Origin of the sequence: Sellimonas caecigallum, assembly GCF_019754295.1 — a bacterium.
GTDB classification, from domain to species: domain Bacteria; phylum Bacillota; class Clostridia; order Lachnospirales; family Lachnospiraceae; genus Sellimonas; species Sellimonas caecigallum.
Genome location: NZ_VIRV01000022.1, coordinates 15,348 through 31,795 on the forward strand (window position 1 = coordinate 15,348; position 16,448 = coordinate 31,795).

General features: G+C 45.1%; 19 protein-coding genes and 6 tRNA genes. 3 read left to right on the forward strand and 22 right to left on the reverse strand.

Annotated features, from left to right (window positions below; genetic code table 11):
* Positions 1-73: 73 nt before the first annotated feature.
* The 6 genes from FLB61_RS11475 to FLB61_RS11500 form a co-directional block, all read right to left on the reverse strand.
* Positions 74-847, reverse strand: coding sequence for an acyltransferase domain-containing protein (locus tag FLB61_RS11475; protein ID WP_221920237.1), 774 nt, complete (start codon positions 845-847; stop codon positions 74-76).
* A gap of 83 nt (positions 848-930) precedes the next feature.
* Positions 931-1,004, reverse strand: a tRNA-Arg gene (locus FLB61_RS11480).
* A 97-nt stretch (positions 1,005-1,101) separates the two neighbouring features.
* A complete protein-coding gene (locus FLB61_RS11485) occupies positions 1,102-2,295 on the reverse strand; it encodes an FprA family A-type flavoprotein (RefSeq protein WP_221920238.1) in 1,194 nt (397 codons plus the stop codon).
* 21 nt (positions 2,296-2,316) lie between these two features.
* Positions 2,317-3,189: a YitT family protein gene (locus FLB61_RS11490; RefSeq protein ID WP_221920240.1), complete on the reverse strand. Its 873-nt coding sequence runs from the start codon at positions 3,187-3,189 to the stop codon at positions 2,317-2,319.
* Positions 3,190-3,288: 99 nt separating this feature from the next.
* Entirely contained in the window at positions 3,289-3,861 is a 573-nt protein-coding gene (locus FLB61_RS11495) for a GNAT family N-acetyltransferase (protein ID WP_087203207.1), read from the reverse strand.
* Between the two features lie 5 nt (positions 3,862-3,866).
* Positions 3,867-4,139 (reverse strand): acylphosphatase, encoded by a 273-nt coding sequence (locus FLB61_RS11500; protein WP_087203208.1) that lies wholly within the window; start codon positions 4,137-4,139, stop codon positions 3,867-3,869.
* A 108-nt stretch (positions 4,140-4,247) separates the two neighbouring features.
* Between FLB61_RS11500 and FLB61_RS11505 the strand changes: the two genes are divergently transcribed.
* Positions 4,248-5,945: an ABC-ATPase domain-containing protein gene (locus FLB61_RS11505; protein ID WP_221920242.1), complete on the forward strand. Its 1,698-nt coding sequence runs from the start codon at positions 4,248-4,250 to the stop codon at positions 5,943-5,945.
* A gap of 2 nt (positions 5,946-5,947) precedes the next feature.
* Here the strand turns inward: FLB61_RS11505 and FLB61_RS11510 are convergent, their stop codons facing one another.
* From FLB61_RS11510 to FLB61_RS11525, 4 genes are read right to left on the reverse strand one after another with little or no spacing between them, the layout of a single operon-like run.
* Positions 5,948-6,697 carry a sulfite exporter TauE/SafE family protein gene (locus FLB61_RS11510; protein WP_087203210.1) on the reverse strand — a complete coding sequence of 250 codons (750 nt, stop codon included), beginning with the start codon at positions 6,695-6,697 and terminating at the stop codon, positions 5,948-5,950.
* Positions 6,698-8,014 carry an amidohydrolase family protein gene (locus tag FLB61_RS11515; RefSeq protein ID WP_221920243.1) on the reverse strand — a complete coding sequence of 439 codons (1,317 nt, stop codon included), beginning with the start codon at positions 8,012-8,014 and terminating at the stop codon, positions 6,698-6,700.
* 43 nt (positions 8,015-8,057) lie between these two features.
* Positions 8,058-8,504, reverse strand: a complete 447-nt coding sequence (locus FLB61_RS11520) for a hypothetical protein (protein ID WP_087203212.1) — start codon at positions 8,502-8,504, stop codon at positions 8,058-8,060.
* A gap of 2 nt (positions 8,505-8,506) precedes the next feature.
* Complete coding sequence (locus FLB61_RS11525; protein ID WP_087210221.1) at positions 8,507-9,391, reverse strand: DUF3100 domain-containing protein; 885 nt, start codon at positions 9,389-9,391, stop codon at positions 8,507-8,509.
* A 131-nt stretch (positions 9,392-9,522) separates the two neighbouring features.
* On the opposite strand from FLB61_RS11525, the gene FLB61_RS11530 reads away from it, so the two are divergent.
* A complete protein-coding gene (locus FLB61_RS11530; RefSeq protein WP_087210218.1) occupies positions 9,523-10,218 on the forward strand; it encodes a Crp/Fnr family transcriptional regulator in 696 nt (231 codons plus the stop codon).
* Between the two features lie 118 nt (positions 10,219-10,336).
* Here the strand turns inward: FLB61_RS11530 and FLB61_RS11535 are convergent, their stop codons facing one another.
* From FLB61_RS11535 to FLB61_RS11565, 7 genes are all read right to left on the reverse strand, one after another.
* Entirely contained in the window at positions 10,337-11,167 is an 831-nt protein-coding gene (locus FLB61_RS11535; RefSeq protein ID WP_087210215.1) for an SdpI family protein, read from the reverse strand.
* A gap of 18 nt (positions 11,168-11,185) precedes the next feature.
* Complete coding sequence (locus FLB61_RS11540) at positions 11,186-11,950, reverse strand: prolipoprotein diacylglyceryl transferase (RefSeq protein ID WP_221920245.1); 765 nt, start codon at positions 11,948-11,950, stop codon at positions 11,186-11,188.
* A gap of 15 nt (positions 11,951-11,965) precedes the next feature.
* Positions 11,966-12,943 (reverse strand): sigma-70 family RNA polymerase sigma factor, encoded by a 978-nt coding sequence (locus FLB61_RS11545; RefSeq protein ID WP_288722866.1) that lies wholly within the window; start codon positions 12,941-12,943, stop codon positions 11,966-11,968.
* Positions 12,944-13,128: 185 nt separating this feature from the next.
* Entirely contained in the window at positions 13,129-13,356 is a 228-nt protein-coding gene (locus FLB61_RS11550) for a hypothetical protein (protein WP_087203217.1), read from the reverse strand.
* 117 nt (positions 13,357-13,473) lie between these two features.
* Entirely contained in the window at positions 13,474-13,908 is a 435-nt protein-coding gene (locus FLB61_RS11555; RefSeq protein ID WP_087203218.1) for a 2-thiouracil desulfurase family protein, read from the reverse strand.
* A gap of 5 nt (positions 13,909-13,913) precedes the next feature.
* Positions 13,914-15,047, reverse strand: a complete 1,134-nt coding sequence (locus FLB61_RS11560) for an aldo/keto reductase (RefSeq protein ID WP_221920247.1) — start codon at positions 15,045-15,047, stop codon at positions 13,914-13,916.
* A 25-nt stretch (positions 15,048-15,072) separates the two neighbouring features.
* Complete coding sequence (locus FLB61_RS11565; protein WP_221920249.1) at positions 15,073-15,285, reverse strand: hypothetical protein; 213 nt, start codon at positions 15,283-15,285, stop codon at positions 15,073-15,075.
* Between the two features lie 167 nt (positions 15,286-15,452).
* On the opposite strand from FLB61_RS11565, the gene FLB61_RS11570 reads away from it, so the two are divergent.
* The gene (locus FLB61_RS11570) at positions 15,453-15,830 is read left to right on the forward strand and encodes an SdpI family protein (protein WP_221920250.1); all 378 of its coding nucleotides are present in this window, start codon (positions 15,453-15,455) and stop codon (positions 15,828-15,830) included.
* Positions 15,831-15,892: 62 nt separating this feature from the next.
* On the opposite strand, the gene FLB61_RS11575 is transcribed toward FLB61_RS11570, so the two are convergent.
* The 5 genes from FLB61_RS11575 to FLB61_RS11595 all read right to left on the reverse strand — a co-directional run bounded on the left by FLB61_RS11575 (position 15,893) and on the right by FLB61_RS11595 (position 16,376).
* Positions 15,893-15,979 (reverse strand) — tRNA-Leu (locus tag FLB61_RS11575).
* A 22-nt stretch (positions 15,980-16,001) separates the two neighbouring features.
* Positions 16,002-16,074, reverse strand: a tRNA-Val gene (locus FLB61_RS11580).
* 33 nt (positions 16,075-16,107) lie between these two features.
* Positions 16,108-16,181, reverse strand: a tRNA-Asp gene (locus tag FLB61_RS11585).
* A gap of 19 nt (positions 16,182-16,200) precedes the next feature.
* Positions 16,201-16,274 (reverse strand) — tRNA-Ile (locus tag FLB61_RS11590).
* 29 nt (positions 16,275-16,303) lie between these two features.
* A tRNA-Thr gene (locus tag FLB61_RS11595) sits at positions 16,304-16,376 on the reverse strand.
* Between the last annotated feature and the right edge of the window lie 72 nt (positions 16,377-16,448).

Sequence of the window (16,448 nt, forward strand, 5' to 3'; positions counted from 1 at the left end):
TTTGCTCTTTTCCTCTACTATACATACAGAAAATCTCAGGTTGCAAATCGATATTTCTTATAAATCATTTTATTTATTTTGAATATCTATCAATAATGCCATACCCCATACCCGGATCTTTTCCATCCAGCACATATGCTTTCAGTTTTCTCTGAAGGGATGTCTCTTCCGGATAGTCGGCCTTATTTTCTAAAATTTCTCCAAACACTCTCTCTTCTGCCTGTCGGAACGTATATACTGTTTTTACGATCTGGAAACGTTTCTGAAATTTTATGATATTGCTGCTGCTATCCAGCATTTTTGAAAGTTCCGGCGATAGCAACCAGGATTCGCAGTCGTACATCTGATACACATCAGAAAAAAAGGTATCTGCTTTTGCAAAAGCAAGGTCACATTCTTCCTCGTTCAGCCCTTCCCCCTCGGGAATGTGAACATGGATCACGGCCTCCTTTTCATCCGGTTCAAACTGGAGTCTCCCGAGACGGTAAATTCTCCCCTTCATATGAACCGCCAGCCATTTTTCTTCCATAAGTCCAGGCACTCCATATTTTTTGTGGTACTTCTTTGCCCATATCGTAATATCATAAAAAGTATCGAAATAAATTTCATCAGAGATTCCTTCCCTGCAAAAGTCCCCGTAACAATCTACCGCAAACCGGATATAAAGCCACAGCAGCAAACGCCCCTTATCTTCCCTTTCATCTATCTCTTCAAAAAAACGGGATTCATCCCTGTAAAACAACTCCTTCCAATTCTTATACTCCACTTCTTCCATCCGGAATGACTGCACCGCTTCCTGCTCGTCTTGCGGAAGGAAAATGGCTTCCATCAATTCTTTCTCTGTCATTTTTTCTCCTTCTAACATAAACGTATTTTTATATTTATATGCGAACAAAAAAGAGTTCTGAAAACTCCAGAACTCTTTTTTCACGTGGGTTAGAGGATTCGAACCCCCGACCTTTTGGTCCGTAGCCAAACGCTCTATCCAGCTGAGCTAAACCCACACGTTATAGAATTATTTTTGTGCTCTGTACTTTTGTACCTCAGCAACAAAAATAATTCTACACGATAAAACGCTATTTGTCAATAACTTTTTTTATTTTATTTCAACAATTCTTCCACCATTTTCTTCACGTCCTCTTTCTGAGCTGGCTGAAGCACTGATTTGATGGCCAGAGATGGTTCCACGATCTCCATGTTTTTCATCGTCTCAATGATAGTACGCATATGTTTGCCCGCCATCGGTGCCCATGTCCCATTCTCCAGAAGAGCGATCTTTTTGTTCTGGATATTCAGAGCTTTCATATCATTCAGAAAATGTTCTACCGGTGCAAACAGCCCTGCATTGTATGTAGGCGCTGCAACTACGATCCGGTTGTAACGGAACGCTTCTGCAATGAGATAAGAACAATCTGTAACGGATGCATCGTACATAGCGATATTTGTCATGCCTTGTTCTGCGATCTCAGATGCGATAACATCCGCAGCATTTTCCGTATTCCCATACATAGAACCGTAGACAATCAATACACCGTCCTCTTCGGCCTCATATTTGCTCCACTTGTCATATTTTTCAAGCAGCGTGCCAAGCTGGCTTCTCCAAACTGGCCCGTGGAGCGGGCAGATCATACGGATATCCAGTGCAGAAGCCTTTTTCAGAAGAGCTTGCACCTGCGGCCCATATTTCCCCACGATATTTGTATAATAACGTCTTGCATCTTCCATCCAGATACAGTTGAAGTCTATCTCGTCGTCAAAGAGTACTCCGTTTAACGCTCCGAATGTACCGAAAGCATCAGCTGAGAAAAGGATTTTTTCTGTTGTCTCATAGGATACCATGGCTTCCGGCCAGTGCACCATCGGTGCCATGACAAAAGTCAAACTGTGTTTGCCAAGGGAAAGCATATCTCCCTCTTTCACAAGAAGTGTATCTCCAGGAGTTGTTCCTGCATAAAATTGTCCCATCATCTGAATTGTCTTGGCATTTCCCACAACCGTCACATTCGGATATCTCTCGATCACTGCCGCGATATTGGCACAGTGATCCGGCTCCATATGGTTGATCACAAGATAGTCAAGCTCTCTGCCTGCAAGCGTTTCCTTTACATTTTCCATAAATCGCTCACTCACGGAAGAATCTGCCGTATCCATGAGCGCTGTCTTTTCATCCAGGATCACATAAGAATTGTAAGAGACTCCTCTCGGAATCGGAAACAGGTTTTCGAACTTTGCAAGTCTCCTGTCACTTGCTCCAACCCAATAAATCTGATCTGTTACTTTTCTTGTACACTGCATGATAAAATCTCCCTTTCTTTATTATACCTGCTCTGTTTTCTTCTTTTTCCCGTTGATATTCCATTTTCCAATCACTTCATTGACTGTGTAAACCGTCACAAACGCCTGGTATTCTGACTTATGTAGATAGGCCAGAAGCTGTTTGTATTCACTTGGCGCAAGTATCGTGACAAGCTCCGTACGCTCCGTTTTGTCATAGCCTCCTCTGGCTCGGTAGAGGGTAACGCCGCGCTTTAATTCATCCATGATATAAGCCTGGATCTTTTCAAAGTCATCGGAAATAATACAGATCCGTTTTTTCTTGTTAAATCCGTCAATGAAATAATCTACTGCGATTCCATTTGCATATGTCCCAAGCACACTCACGATCAATGTTCCCACATCATATACAAAGATTGATGTTACCGCCGTGATAAGTCCTCCGATAGTGACCGCTTTCCCGATATCCACATGGGTAAACTTATTGATGATCTTGGCAATGACATCCAGTCCGCCGGAAGATGCGTTCGCATTAAAGAGCATGGCCTGTCCAAGTGCGACGATCAAAATATACGCTGCCAGATCGTACACGCTATTCTTTGTGAGCGACTCTGTAACCGGCACGACCCTTTCGAAGATCCATAAAAATACCGGGAGCAGCATGGATGTATATACTGTCTTTGCACCGAATTCTTTCCCGATAAAAATGAATCCTACAATGAGCAGGATCACATTCAGAATAAGTGTGATCACTGACATCTGCATGTGCAAAAGCTGCGAGAGAACCATTGCAAGACCAGAGATACTTCCCACTACAATCCCACTTGGCACCATGAAAAAGTATACCGCTGACGATACGATGAGCATGGCAAATGTAATTACCGCAATTTCCTTTACCAGTCCTTTTTTTCCCATTTTTTTCTTCCCCAGTTCTGATATGTTTTTGCGCCTTCCGGTGTGGCGAAAGGCACCCGTTTTTATTATAACAATGTTCCTCTTTTTTACAACAAAAAATTATATGTTTTCCGTTACTTCCTGAAAATCTTCCCGAAAGATTGCCATGCGGATATGATCTTCCCATTTTCCATTTATCTTAATATTTCTGCGGAAATATCCTTCTCTTTCATACCCGCATTTCTCCAGCACCCGGAGGGATGCACGATTGTTTGGCATCACATCTGCCACCATCCTGCGAAGCCCAAGTTCGTCGAACCCAATTCTTGTCCCTACATAGGCCGCCTCAGTCCCATATCCTTGTCCCTGCTTCTCAAGATCAATCCGGTACCCCAGCGTCCCGCTTACATTGCCGGCATATCGAAAATTACTGATCGTGACAGTCCCTATGATACGCCCAGGTTTTCTCTTCTCAAAAATGTAGAAAGAGATCCATTCCCTTTCTTCTGCTTTCTCCCGCTGCATATCCAGCCATATTTTCTGGAACTCTGGGAGATAAAATTCTTCCGGTTTTCTGTCTTCAGATTTACTGAATACTTCTTTGTTCCTCCGGAAGAAATCTGCTGCCATCCCGCAGAATGCCGGATCAGCCAGTCTGTAAATAAGTCTTCTTGAACTGAACTGCTTTTTCATACTATTTACCCACGTACCTTAAAATCCCTTTCTCCATCCACCAGAGGCAAGGTCAGGACTTCCGTTTTTTCTATCCGGATAAATCTATCTGAATTCAGCTCATGAAACAATCTGTCGATCAGCGCCTTCTCTCCCTGCACCTCCATCTCCACGTTCCCGTTATACATATTCTGGACCCATCCTGTCAGATTCAGATACTTTGCCGTCTGCATTGCCTTCCATCGAAAACCGACGCCCTGAACTCTTCCATAAAAATAAACATGTCTTCTCACTTCCATGAGCAAAACCCCCTTTCCTCCAAACTTACTTTTATTATGCCACACTCCCGGATTTTTTGCTATAATTCTTACAGAAACACAATACAGACATCGAAAGGAGTACAAATCATGCAGTCATCTTCAGAATTAAGAAAGCAGCTCATGGCGATCAATCGGAAAAGTTATCCCGCTTACAAATGTTTAAAGGGTTCCTATCGCTTTGATGACTATACACTTATCATCGACCACGTACAGGGGGATCCTTTTGCTTCTCCTTCCCATGTGACGATCCGGATCCCATATTCGGTCCATCGTTTTCCATGTGACTATTATCAAAACGCAGATGCAAAGACTGCTTTTACTGATTTTCTTCTTCGCAGATTTTACCGCCAGATCAGTCAATACAGTTTTCAGGCAAAAGGTTCCGGAAAAAGCGGACTTTTATCAGTAAGCGGATGCGGACAGGAAGTGCTGGCACGTACCGCCTGCCAATTGGACGAGAGCAAAAAGAACGACCTGGTTTTCCGATTTCACATCGGCTTCCCTGCAAATGGAAGGACCATCAATTCTCCGGAACTGATCCGGATTCTTTTTGATTTTCTTCCGGTCTGCGTTGAAAAAGCCTGCCTTTACCGTACCTGTGACAAAACCTCCCTCAGGCAGGCTTTCGAGCTTTCCCAGGATCAGGCCTTCATTCGAAGCGAGTTAAAGCGGCTCCACCTTGCAGCATTTGTGGCGGATGGTTCCATCCTTCCACGTTTGAGCGGAGTTTCTGACCGCCCGATGAAAGAAAGCGTCCCATTCTCTTCCCCGGACTCCCTACGGATCCGTCTTTCCCTCCCATATAAAGGAGAAATTACCGGGATGGGCATCAAGAAGGGAATTACGCTCATCGTCGGAGGCGGCTACCATGGGAAATCCACCCTCTTAAAAGCGCTGGAACTCGGTGTTTACAATCATATTGCCGGAGATGGGCGCGAGTATGTCATCACGGATGACAGTGCGGTCAAGCTTCGGTCCGAAGACGGGCGCTGTGTGAAAAATGTGGACATTTCCCTTTTTATAAACGACCTGCCTAACAAAAAGGATACTTCCTCCTTCTCTACACTGGATGCAAGCGGCAGTACTTCACAGGCTGCCGGGACTGTCGAAGCGCTGGAGGCAGGAAGCCATCTCTTTTTGATCGACGAGGATACGTCGGCCACTAATTTTATGGTTCGGGACACGTTTATGCAGCAGGTTATCAGCCGGGACAAAGAGCCTATCACACCGTTTCTGGAACGTGTCCGTGACCTGTATGAAAAGGCTGATGTTTCCACCATCCTCGTGGCCGGAAGTTCAGGTGCTTTCTTCCACGTGGCGGACACCATCATCCAGATGGACTGTTACCGGCCGGTAGATATTACCGCGTCTGTCAAAAGACTTTGTTCAGGCTATCCTCTTCCTCCTTCTCTTCCGACACCGTTTCACATACCGCAAAGCCGCCGTGTATTTTGCAGATCTGCCCGAAAAATGGATTATAAAGACAAAAAAATCCGCCTTCGGTCAAAAGACGGATTCAGTCTCGGAAAAGAGGAGATAGACCTTCGGTATGTGGAACAGCTAAAAGATACCGAGCAGACGGCATCTCTTGCCCTCCTTCTTGGATATGCAAAGGAACACCTTGCAGACGGCAAAAAAACAATACCGGAAATAGCCGCCCTCCTGTATCAGGAACTGCAGGAAAACGGCTTTTCCGGCTTCTTCTTTCATTCATATATTCCAGGTGGATACGCATTTCCAAGACTCCAGGAAATCCACGCCTGCTTAAACCGCTATCGTGAATAGCCTTACCCTGTGATCAACTTTACAACAGCAATCACGACGGAAAAAACAGCCACCCCTTTTTTCAGTATATCCGGACGCAAAAACGAAGTGTTTCTGCTTCCGATCCACACGCCTGCTGCATGGCTGATCAGTGTGACCGGGAGCAGTACCATCAAGACATCCGGATCTGACTGGGACGCATAGCCAATGCAGGATGGGATCGCGATAAAGATCGAATCAAACAGTGCGATCCCAACTGCTGTCTTGACCGGCACGCCAAATACGACAAGCAGAGGCATCACAAGCACCGGTCCCCCGGCTCCTGACAGGGAGCAGATCAGTCCTGTAACAAAACCGAACCCAACCCAAAAGGCAGACGGCATCTGCCTTTTTTTTCCGTCTTCTTTTTCCTCTTTGTTTTCTTTCCTGATCAGGATGGATATGCCGGACAAAAGTACTACCAGATACAGGATCTTCTTTACGATTCCTTCTTCGATCAAAAGATTCAGATTTACCCCGGCGATTGCTCCTGCAAAACTTCCAAGGCTGATGAATAAGGCAAGCCTAAGATCCAGACTCCTGGCCCGGTAATAATTATATGCCCCGAGGATACCTGATATCAGAAACGCACAGAAGCTAAGTGCCAGCCCCTGGGCGGACGGCATCCCCATAAATCCCGAATAGAGCATCGGAAGAAGAAATCCTGCGATTCCCGTAAGGCCGATCATCCCTCCGATCAGCAGATTGGCCACAACCATGATCAAATATTCCATTTAAACGTTTTCCTTCCTGTTGTATTCCCGTGCCAAAAACCGGATTTTCTCTTCATCAAGGGTTCGGATTTTCCTGTCTTTCATCAGGACTCTTCCTCCTACGATCGTGTGTTTCACATCCCCTGCCCCCACACTTTCCAAAAGCGTGTTGGAAATATGTCCGCTGATCCAAAGATGCGGTGCATCCATATCGATTCCTATCAGGTCTGCACGGCTTCCCTGATCAATGGATGTTTTTTCCAGGTTCATGCACGCCGATCCCCCTTCCGTTGCCATAGAAAGGATCGTCTTTGCCGGCATAACAGCCGGGTCAGCCAAAGGAACACCGTGATAGATATTCATGACTGAACGGAAAATTCGCATCTCATTCCAAATGCTGAGCCCTCCATGGGCCGCCCCGTCTGTCCCGATTCCCGGCAGAATCCCCATATTCAAAAGCTTCGGAGTGTCCGGCACCGCCTTACCGCAGTTGCTGAACGGACAGTGGCAGAGCTTTACTTCTCTTTCCTTTATGATTTCCTTTTCCTGCTCCGATAAAAGGAGGCTGTGTGCTCCGAGGAACTGTCTTCCCAGTATCCCTCTTGATTCCAGAAATTCATACGGTCTCATTTTGTATCGTTCCACATATGGCTGAATCTCTCCCGGATATTCATTCATATGTGCCTGCAGAAACGTATCTTTTTCTTTTGCCCTTTCATTTGCCATGTCCACCAGCTCTTCCGAACAGGAAATAAGCGAACGCAGCGAATAGTAAACTTTCAGATTCCCTTTTCCATGCCAGGCATCAAACAGCTCATCCGTCCTTCGTATCGCTTCTTTGGCATCCATAGAAATAGAATCCGGCAGCCCCTTCTGATCCATTGTGGAGTAAGACAAAACTCCCCGCAGCCCAGACTCCTCATAGACTTTTGCCGCCTCTTCCATATAATAGCTTCCCGCGTCGATAAACCCGCACGTTCCGCTTTTGATCATATCGAGGGCTGCCAGCCCCGCGCTCAATCTCATTTTTTCTTCTGTAAGGGTACTCTCAAACGGAAGCATGATCCGTTTCCAAATCATCGGCATCTCATCCAATACCCTTCCTCTCAAAAGCTGCTGCCCCGTGTGCATATGAGCATCCACAAGCCCCGGAAGGAACACGGTATCCTTTCCGTCTATCTCCTCTTTGGCCTCATATTTCTTGCCAAGGCTTCCTCCCGGCCCGATCTCCAGGATGGCTCCATCCCGGACAGCAATGTCCTTTTCCCGGACGCGTTCCCAGTCCTTGTCAAGATAGTCCGCATTTCGGATCAGCAGATCTATCATTTCTTTTTTCATATACGAATCTTTCCTTTATTCTGATACTTCCATCTCCATATTTTTAGATGGCATTTGTGAGTGACAATACAAGCTGTGCAATCAGCACAGATCCAAGAAATGTTCCTGTCATGACAAGAACCCCGACAATAATCATCTTCCATCCCTGCTTCAGGAAAGATTTGATCTGATCACTGATGGAAATACCTGCAAACGCTCCCACCATCGTGAGCGGAGCTGTAAAGTTGATTTTGTTGACTGCCTCGATGACACCTTCCCTGACCGGAGAAACCGGACATGCGACCAGAAGTCCAAGGATCGAACAATACGCTACGATCGGTAATTTCAGCGGTACAATTTTGCTGATCATAACTGCCACAAGAGAAATCCCAAGAAGGATCAAAATTCCTGGCAGAGAATCCAGAAATCCCACATCAAACCCAACAAAGTTGGCCAGTGCAATCCCAAGTCCTGCAACGGCAAACATCACTATCCATTCTATATATCTCATCTTTACGCTTCCTCCACTTTCCCTTTTTCTTCATTCTGTCGTCTTGTAAGAACCTCACTCGGCTCATGTCTCAGCTTTGCAAATCTAGGCTCCAAAACCTCATACAGCTTTTTAGTAAGCGGAATACCTACAAAGATAGCCACGTATATTCCGGTCAGTCCGGATATGGTTTCGCTCGTACTTGCAAGGGCTGAAATCTGAGCAGCCATATCTGGATAAACGGCTGTAAGGCTCGCAACGGAACTCGCCATCAGAATTCCCGCGCCTACTCCTGACGCCATCCCAAGTGCATATGGATGGAAAAAGCCGATGGCCGCTGTCATAGTAGCCAGAAATCCAAAATAGATCGTTCCAACCATGCCGCCTACCACATAGATGGAAAGGCTTCCCCTCGTCTCCGGGGAATCCGGCCCAAACATGTTCGTCACAAGTGCCAGATTTGACTCACGATTGATCGAATGCGTCGCTCCAATGGCCTCTCTCTTCATTCCAAGCAGAAGCGCAAACGGCAATGCAAGGAAAATCGTTCCAAGATTTCCGATCTCCTGCAGCAAAAGCGCAGGGCCTGCCGAGATAACGGTCTCAAGACTCGCACCCGCATTGATTCCAAGCTTTGCAATAAACGGGCAGATAGCGACAATCACAAGCCCCGAGGCTGCCTTTACTTCTTTTGTCTTAAAAAACTTCAATATTTCCGGACCAGAGATGATCCCCAGAATCAGTGCGTAAAATATTGGGAACAAGATCAGTTTTCCCGGTCCCACCGGCACTTCGATCTGCCCTATAAAATCAGCGATCACGATAAATAAAAATGCGGCAAGAATAATCCTATACTCATTTTTCATTCTTGCCTTGAACGACGGGTAAATAAATGTTTCCTTTTTCATTGCCTTTGACTCCTTTTGATTTTATCCACGAGCTATCTTATCACTGACCCTCCTTCCAAAAAAAGGACAAATGAGCTGTTTTTTGTCTTTTTTTGTAGTATACTAGAAAAAAAGTAAAAAGGAGCCATCCCATGACATTAGATGATCTTCTCTCAAAATATCCGGATCTTTCGGATTACATGAAATATATGCCTGAGGAACTGAAAACCCGATGCTGGATTCGTGTCTACCCAAAAGGGACAATTATTCATCAGAAAGATGAAGTTTTAGAATACTTTGGAATCGTATGCGACGGTTCGCACCGTGTGATCAATGAATTTGAAAACGGAAACATCTACATGATCGAGCGGAATGATCCCATCGACTTTGTGGGCGAAGTAACGATCCTTGCTGGAAAAGAAAAAACATCTGTGACGATCGAGACGCTGACAGAATGCACAGTCCTATATTTTTCCAGAAAAGACTTTGAAGACTGGATTGCCAGAGATATTCATTTTCTGCGTCTCGTTTCCCGTAAAGTTGCCTACAAACTTTATCGTTCCTCATACAACAGAGGAAGCAAGCTTTTCTATCCTCCGCAGTATCTCCTTCTTGACTATTGTGTCAAATATCTGGATTCTGCAAGACAGTCTTTTGGTATCATTCCGAAAACCCGACAGCAGCTCTATGAGGAGATTGGCATCTCTGTAAAAACACTGAACCGGACGATCCAGAAACTAAAAACAGAAAACCTGATTGGAATCACAAAGGGGAAGATTTCTATCGATGAGGAACAGCTGAAAGAAGCAAGAAAATATCTGGAAGAAAAACGGCATATGAACAAATAGGCGGAAACGGGCCGAATCTTTAAGATCCGGCTCATTTCCGCCTTCTCAGTTTTCTTATATCTTTTCTGATTTTAACATTGCAAATCGAATATCATAACTCTACAAAACCTTCGGACTTTCAGAAAGCTAATACAACTGCTCCGTAAACGCAGATGACTGCTGCCGCCACAAGAACGATCCCAACATACCGAAGCATCCTGCCTGGCTCTTTTTCCATCAGTCTGGCATCATCCTGCCTCCAGTACAATGTCCCTCTTGTCCCTGTCTTATACTGTGACGGCTGCTCGGATCCGTTCATTCCTCTCCATCTTCTCGTCACATCATCCCGCTTATATTCATAAATCGGATAGTATGTATAGACCGGTTTTCCGCCTCTTGTCTTTGATCCTTCTTTCCATTTCAACACTTCCACAATGCGTGCACTGATCCGGTTCAGTGATTTTTTCTCTTCTTTTACCTGAACCGCAATGAGACTGATACCGATCGCCAGAAGAAACACTGCTTCGACCATGGACACAGCCCCAGTGCCAAGTGCTTCCCTGATAAATGGAATCAATATAACGGCGATCCCCGCAGCAATCCACACCCATGCCCCGATTCCATTGGCTTTGTCTTCTTTATAAATGAATACGTCTTTTCCATTATCCGGCGCTTTTACAAGCCGGATCGTATCCCCTTCCAGATATTCTTCCACGCTGTACACCGTCTTTTCCATCCGGTGTCCCTTATCATGGTACTCTGCTCTAAGCTCATAGTAGTTCTCCGTCAGAAATCCTTCTTTATCTCTCTGCTCTACATGTCTGCTGTGAAGCACTGTGCCTTCTTTTATCAAATCCTGCTTTCGGATCTTCGTCTGTCTGATCACGACTTTAATCCCCATGACCAGAAGAAATACTCCTGTAAGAATTAAAAGAATTCCCTGAACTGTAAAAACTTTTTCCAGATCCATCTTTCTTTCTCCTTCCGTCTACTTGTATTCCACTACTTTTTTGCGCTTACGGATCACGATCATCAGCACACCGATCACAAAAACAAAGATCGAAATAAACTGGGATGTGGAAAGAGGGCCGACACTTCCACGGATAAGATCCCCCCGGAAAAATTCCAGGATAAACCGTCCGACACTGTAGAATATCAGATAACATCCGGCCACGATCCGATCCCTCTTCGCATATCTTGCGATGATGCAAAGCACGATAAAGTTCAGAAAGTCCAGAGTACTGGAATAAATCTGCGTCGGGATCAATGCCACCCCGTTAGGTGCGAAATCTGAGTTCTGAAAAGTGATGGAAATAGGACTTGAAGTTTCCAGTCCGTAACAGCAGCCGGCCAGAAGACATCCAATACGCCCAAAGCCTTGTGCCAGCGCGATAGACGGCGCAATCAGATCAAAATACTTCCAGAAATTTTCTTTCTTTATCCTGCACACCACTGCGCCTGCAAGGATTCCTCCTATGATTCCCCCGTATACGACAAACCCATCTGCCGTATCGATAATGACATGAGGATCCTTGATGATCTCATCCAGAATTGTTATCCAGTAAAATACTTTTGCCCCCAGCAGCCCGAAAATCACAGACGACAAAAACAATGTAAAAACAATGTCACTGTTCATCCTCTTTTTCTGCGCTCTGTATTCTGTCAATAAATAGGCGGATATGAACCCGATACCAATCATGAGCCCATATCCGTGTACCGTTAAGTTGCCAATCGTAAACAAGTCATTCTTCATTTCAAGCCACCTGAATTATTCAAAATACTGATTTTGTCCTTTCTCTTTCATTCTCTGTCTCAATCTGCGGAGCGCCTTGCTCTCAATCTGCCGGATCCTCTCCCGGGTCAAATGCATCTTCTGTCCGACTTCTTCCAGCGTGTACACACGATCCCCGTTCATTCCGAACCTCATCCGTATGACTTCCTGCTCTCTCTCCGGCAGGATTTTCAGCAATTCATTGATCTCCTCTCCCATGATCGTGAGGATAGCCGCATTTTCTGGCTGCTGAGCATTGCTGTCCTCAATGAAATTCTCCAGACTGCTGTCCTCTTCCTCGCCTACCGGTGTCTCCAAAGAGACTGGTGTTCTGGAATATGCAAGGATATCTCTTACTTCCTCCACCGATTTGTCCCCAAGCCTTTTTGCAATTTCTTCCGGCGTCGCTTCCCTTCCAAGTTCACTCATCAGTTCTTTGGATGCTCTGCGTACCTTTGTGATATTTTCCGACATATGGACCGGCACTCGGATCGTCCTGGACTGATCTGCGATAGCACGGATCATCGACTGCTTGATCCACCACGAAGCATATGTAGAAAAGCGGTACCCTTTTTGATAATCGAATTTCTCCACCGCCCGCATCAGACCGATATTTCCCTCCTGGACCAAATCCATCATCTGCAGTCCATGTCCCACGTATTTTTTCGCAATCGAAACAACAAGACGGAGATTCGCTTCCTCCATCTTCTTTTTTGCCTCTCTATCCCCTTCGGCTACTTTCTTTGCCAACTCCTGCTCTTCTTCCGGACTTAAAAGCGCAATCCGATTGATTTCGTTCAGATACATCCGAATCGAATCTCCGGTTCCCTCCCCATATACTACAGAAGACGCTCCTTCCAGATCATCCAGATCCGTATCTGCATTATCCTCATCCTCCATACTTTCCAGAAGATGTTCTTCCTCTTTCTGGATATCGTCCGGAGATAAGATTTTCTTCTTTTTCTTCTCTTCCACTTTTTCCGACCTTCCTGCGCAGTAAAAGCCCAAAACTGAAAAACAGCCGGCTTACTGTAAGCCGGCTGCTCATTTCATTTCACTTCTGCAAAAGCTCCCTGCACGAAAACCAGCATGATCATTCTAGTATCTTCTATTTATTGTACCATGACTTGATGATTCCATACAAGAAAACTTATTGATTTTTATGATTTTACCATAGCCATCCTTCCATTAACCGGCAATTCCGGCAAATGCGAAAAATAGTATCGTCCAATTCTATCTGAGTATTTCAGCTCCACCGGTATCCAGCCATTGGAAACATTGACATACAGATACTGTCCCGGCATGATAACACTTTGATCTTTTCCATTCAGAGCTGATAATACACAAGAATGGCTATCTTTTCCTATTGTCAAAAAACCAATAATCAAAATAATTCCTCCTTATCAATACTCCGTCAGTTTACAGGTTATGCTGCTTTTTCCCTCTCTATGCTGACTAAGTATATCAGGCGATTATGTTGATTGTATGTCTGAATTCTTAAGTATTTATAACAACTTTCTTATTTCCGACTCCCCGTAAATCCGAATCCCCATATTGCTAAGCAGCTCTGCGGCGATTCCGTTCCCTTGAGTCAGATATCCTGAAAATGTACCATCGTAGATTTCTCCGTATCCACATGACGGACTTCTTTCCTTTAAAAGTGCTTGCCCGCATCCAAAAAAACGAGCTGTCTTCCCTACTTCTTCGGCACCACGCAGGAAATTTTCGGTCACATCTTCTCCTTCCCGGTTCCATACTTTCGTTCCTCTTCGCTCGGAAGGAATTCTTGGGGTAGGAAGACCTCCAAGTATTTCGGCACACACTGGAATCAGTTCGTATTTTTCTTTCAGCTGCTCCACTTCAGGAATGTAGTTGTTTCCGCCATTGTACTTGCAGTTTATCCCCATCAGACATGCACTGATAAGCAATCTCTTCTTCATATACTTTACATTCCAATCATGGAGGAGAATTCTCTCATAATCTCTGAAATCTGAATCTGCTGCGGACACACCGCCTCACAGCTTCCACATCCAACGCAGCATGACGGACGTTTCTCTTCCGGCATACTTCCCACTGCCATAGGCGCCAGAAAACCTCCACCTGTGATTTTATGTTCATTGTACAAAGCGATCAATTCCGGAATCGGAAGTTCCTGTGGACAATGGCTTGTACAGTAATGGCACGCTGTACACGGAACTCCTCCTTTTTTTGTCTCTTCATCTGCCAGACATATCAGTTTTCCCTTCTCTTCTTCGCTCAACGGCCGGTCTTCGCCCCATACCGCAATATTCTCTTTGAGCTGTTCCGTATCTGACATGCCGGAAAGTACCATCGTCACTTCCGGAAGTGACTGAAGGAACCGAAATGCCCATGCAGGAACACTTTCTTCCGGGCGCATGCGACGAAGTTCTTCTGTCATCTCTGGGGAAGCTTTCGCAAGCTTTCCGCCACGCAGCGGCTCCATAACCCAGACCGGAAGCCCGGCCTCGCGGATCATATCCACTTTCTTAGCTGCATCCTGGAAATGCCAGTCCATATAGTTGACCTGAAGCTGACAGAACTCCATATGTTCCCCATAAGCATCCATAAAACGGCGGATCGTATCAATTGACCCGTGTGCCGAAAATCCCAGATGGCGGATCCTTCCATTTTCTTTCTGCTTTAACAGATATTCCAAAATACCATTTTTCGGATCAAGATACCCATCTATATTCCCCTCATATACATTGTGGAAAAGATAGAAGTCAAAATACGATGTCTGACATTTCTCCAGCTGTTTCTCAAAAATCTCCTCTACTTTCCCCATGTTGGCCAAATCATATCCTGGAAATTTCGTAGCTAGATAATAACTCTCTCTTGGATATTTGGCCAGAAATTTTCCAGCCGCAATCTCCGAATTTCCGGAATGGTAGCCCCAGGCAGTGTCATAATAATTGATTCCATGATGGTAGGCATAATCGACCATCTCCTGCGCCGCAGCCTCGTCTATCTTCGAATCATCTCCATCCACGACCGGAAGCCGCATCATCCCCAGTCCAAGCCCGGAAAGTTTCAAGTCCTTAAAATCTCTGTAAATCATAAAGTACCCCTCCTTTTTCTTATCCTTAAGAGAACTTCAGCGTTCCCCAATATACTACCGTCTTATTTGCCATCTCTGCAATCTTGCCTTTTGCACTGCGCTCAAACAGTTGCTCCAGGTCTTCCCGATATGCTGAATAATGTATATCCCCCTCTTTCAACGAATAGGAAGCGGACATACTCCGGCTGATAAAAGTATCCTTATCGCATAAAATCACATTATCAAACCACAAATTCATCGTCTACATATCTATTATACTACTCCTACCCCCATCTGTCATCCAGCCCCCTCACATCGCTTATATTCTTTCCTTGTATCCTTTGTAGACAACATCATGCTGCAGTGTTATACTTCAATCAAAACAGGAACCATCTTTAAACTCTCAAGGAGAAAAGGAGGTACAAAATGGGATTTTGGATTTTTCTTCTCATTATGAATATGCTTATCCCCATTACTATGATCGTTTTTGGAAAAATGTTCTTAAATCATGTTCCGAAACAGATAAATATGGCTTTTGGATATCGGACGAACATGTCTATGAAAAACCAGGACACATGGGAATTTGCCCACAAATATTGCGGTAAAATCTGGTATATCTGCGGGCTCATTCTACTGCCGTTATCAATTATACCAATGTTTTTTGTGATAAACAGCACAGAAGATACTGTCGGTACTCTTTCCGGAATCATATGTGCAATTCAGCTTGTTTTTTTGATTGGCACAATCTTTCCTACAGAAATGGCCCTCAAAAAGACTTTTGACAAAAATGGCCGCAGACGTTAATACAATACAAAAAGTGCTTCCATCTTTCTATCATCGATGGAAGCACTTTCTGTTTACTCTACTGCCGCAGACCGGAATCGAACCGGTACGGGAGGATAAGTCCCGCAGGATTTTAAGTCCTGTGCGTCTGCCAGTTCCGCCACTGCGGCATCTCACACTTACGTGTGTAAATGGGGCCTATAGGGCTCGAACCTATGACCCTCTGCTTGTAAGGCAGATGCTCTCCCAGCTGAGCTAAGACCCCATATCATGCAATATAAAATTTTAACAATAAAAACGACCCGGATGGGACTCGAACCCACGACCTCCGCCGTGACAGGGCGGCGCTCTAACCAACTGAGCCACCGGGCCAGAAAAATATTTTTTAAAGTGGACCTTCAGGGACTCGAACCCGGGACCGATCGGTTATGAGCCGATTGCTCTAACCAGCTGAGCTAAAGGTCCACATCTTTTGTGTCCCCCTTAAAGGAACAAGCCAACGATCGGACTCGAACCGATAACCTGCTGATTACAAATCAGCTGCTCTGCCAATTGAGCCACGTTGGCAAATAATCAATTTAGCCACATTGGCAGTTCTCTGCCGATAATATAAACAGCCGATTAAAAATCAGCCGTTTC

Coding starts and splice junctions, on each gene's coding strand:
- FLB61_RS11475 (WP_221920237.1), bottom strand. CDS start 847: ATGACAGAGAAAGAATTGATGGAAGCCATTTTCCTTCCGCAAGACGAG.
- FLB61_RS11555 (WP_087203218.1), bottom strand. CDS start 13,908: ATGAAGAAGAGATTGCTTATCAGTGCATGTCTGATGGGGATAAACTGC.
- FLB61_RS11570 (WP_221920250.1), top strand. CDS start 15,453: ATGGGATTTTGGATTTTTCTTCTCATTATGAATATGCTTATCCCCATT.
- FLB61_RS11520 (WP_087203212.1), bottom strand. CDS start 8,504: ATGAGATATATAGAATGGATAGTGATGTTTGCCGTTGCAGGACTTGGG.
- FLB61_RS11525 (WP_087210221.1), bottom strand. CDS start 9,391: ATGAAAAAGGAAACATTTATTTACCCGTCGTTCAAGGCAAGAATGAAA.
- FLB61_RS11495 (WP_087203207.1), bottom strand. CDS start 3,861: ATGAAAAAGCAGTTCAGTTCAAGAAGACTTATTTACAGACTGGCTGAT.
- FLB61_RS11500 (WP_087203208.1), bottom strand. CDS start 4,139: ATGGAAGTGAGAAGACATGTTTATTTTTATGGAAGAGTTCAGGGCGTC.
- FLB61_RS11565 (WP_221920249.1), bottom strand. CDS start 15,285: ATGAATTTGTGGTTTGATAATGTGATTTTATGCGATAAGGATACTTTT.
- FLB61_RS11560 (WP_221920247.1), bottom strand. CDS start 15,047: ATGATTTACAGAGATTTTAAGGACTTGAAACTTTCCGGGCTTGGACTG.
- FLB61_RS11515 (WP_221920243.1), bottom strand. CDS start 8,014: ATGAAAAAAGAAATGATAGATCTGCTGATCCGAAATGCGGACTATCTT.
- FLB61_RS11490 (WP_221920240.1), bottom strand. CDS start 3,189: ATGGGAAAAAAAGGACTGGTAAAGGAAATTGCGGTAATTACATTTGCC.
- FLB61_RS11530 (WP_087210218.1), top strand. CDS start 9,523: ATGACATTAGATGATCTTCTCTCAAAATATCCGGATCTTTCGGATTAC.
- FLB61_RS11510 (WP_087203210.1), bottom strand. CDS start 6,697: ATGGAATATTTGATCATGGTTGTGGCCAATCTGCTGATCGGAGGGATG.
- FLB61_RS11540 (WP_221920245.1), bottom strand. CDS start 11,950: ATGAAGAATGACTTGTTTACGATTGGCAACTTAACGGTACACGGATAT.
- FLB61_RS11505 (WP_221920242.1), top strand. CDS start 4,248: ATGCAGTCATCTTCAGAATTAAGAAAGCAGCTCATGGCGATCAATCGG.
- FLB61_RS11535 (WP_087210215.1), bottom strand. CDS start 11,167: ATGGATCTGGAAAAAGTTTTTACAGTTCAGGGAATTCTTTTAATTCTT.
- FLB61_RS11485 (WP_221920238.1), bottom strand. CDS start 2,295: ATGCAGTGTACAAGAAAAGTAACAGATCAGATTTATTGGGTTGGAGCA.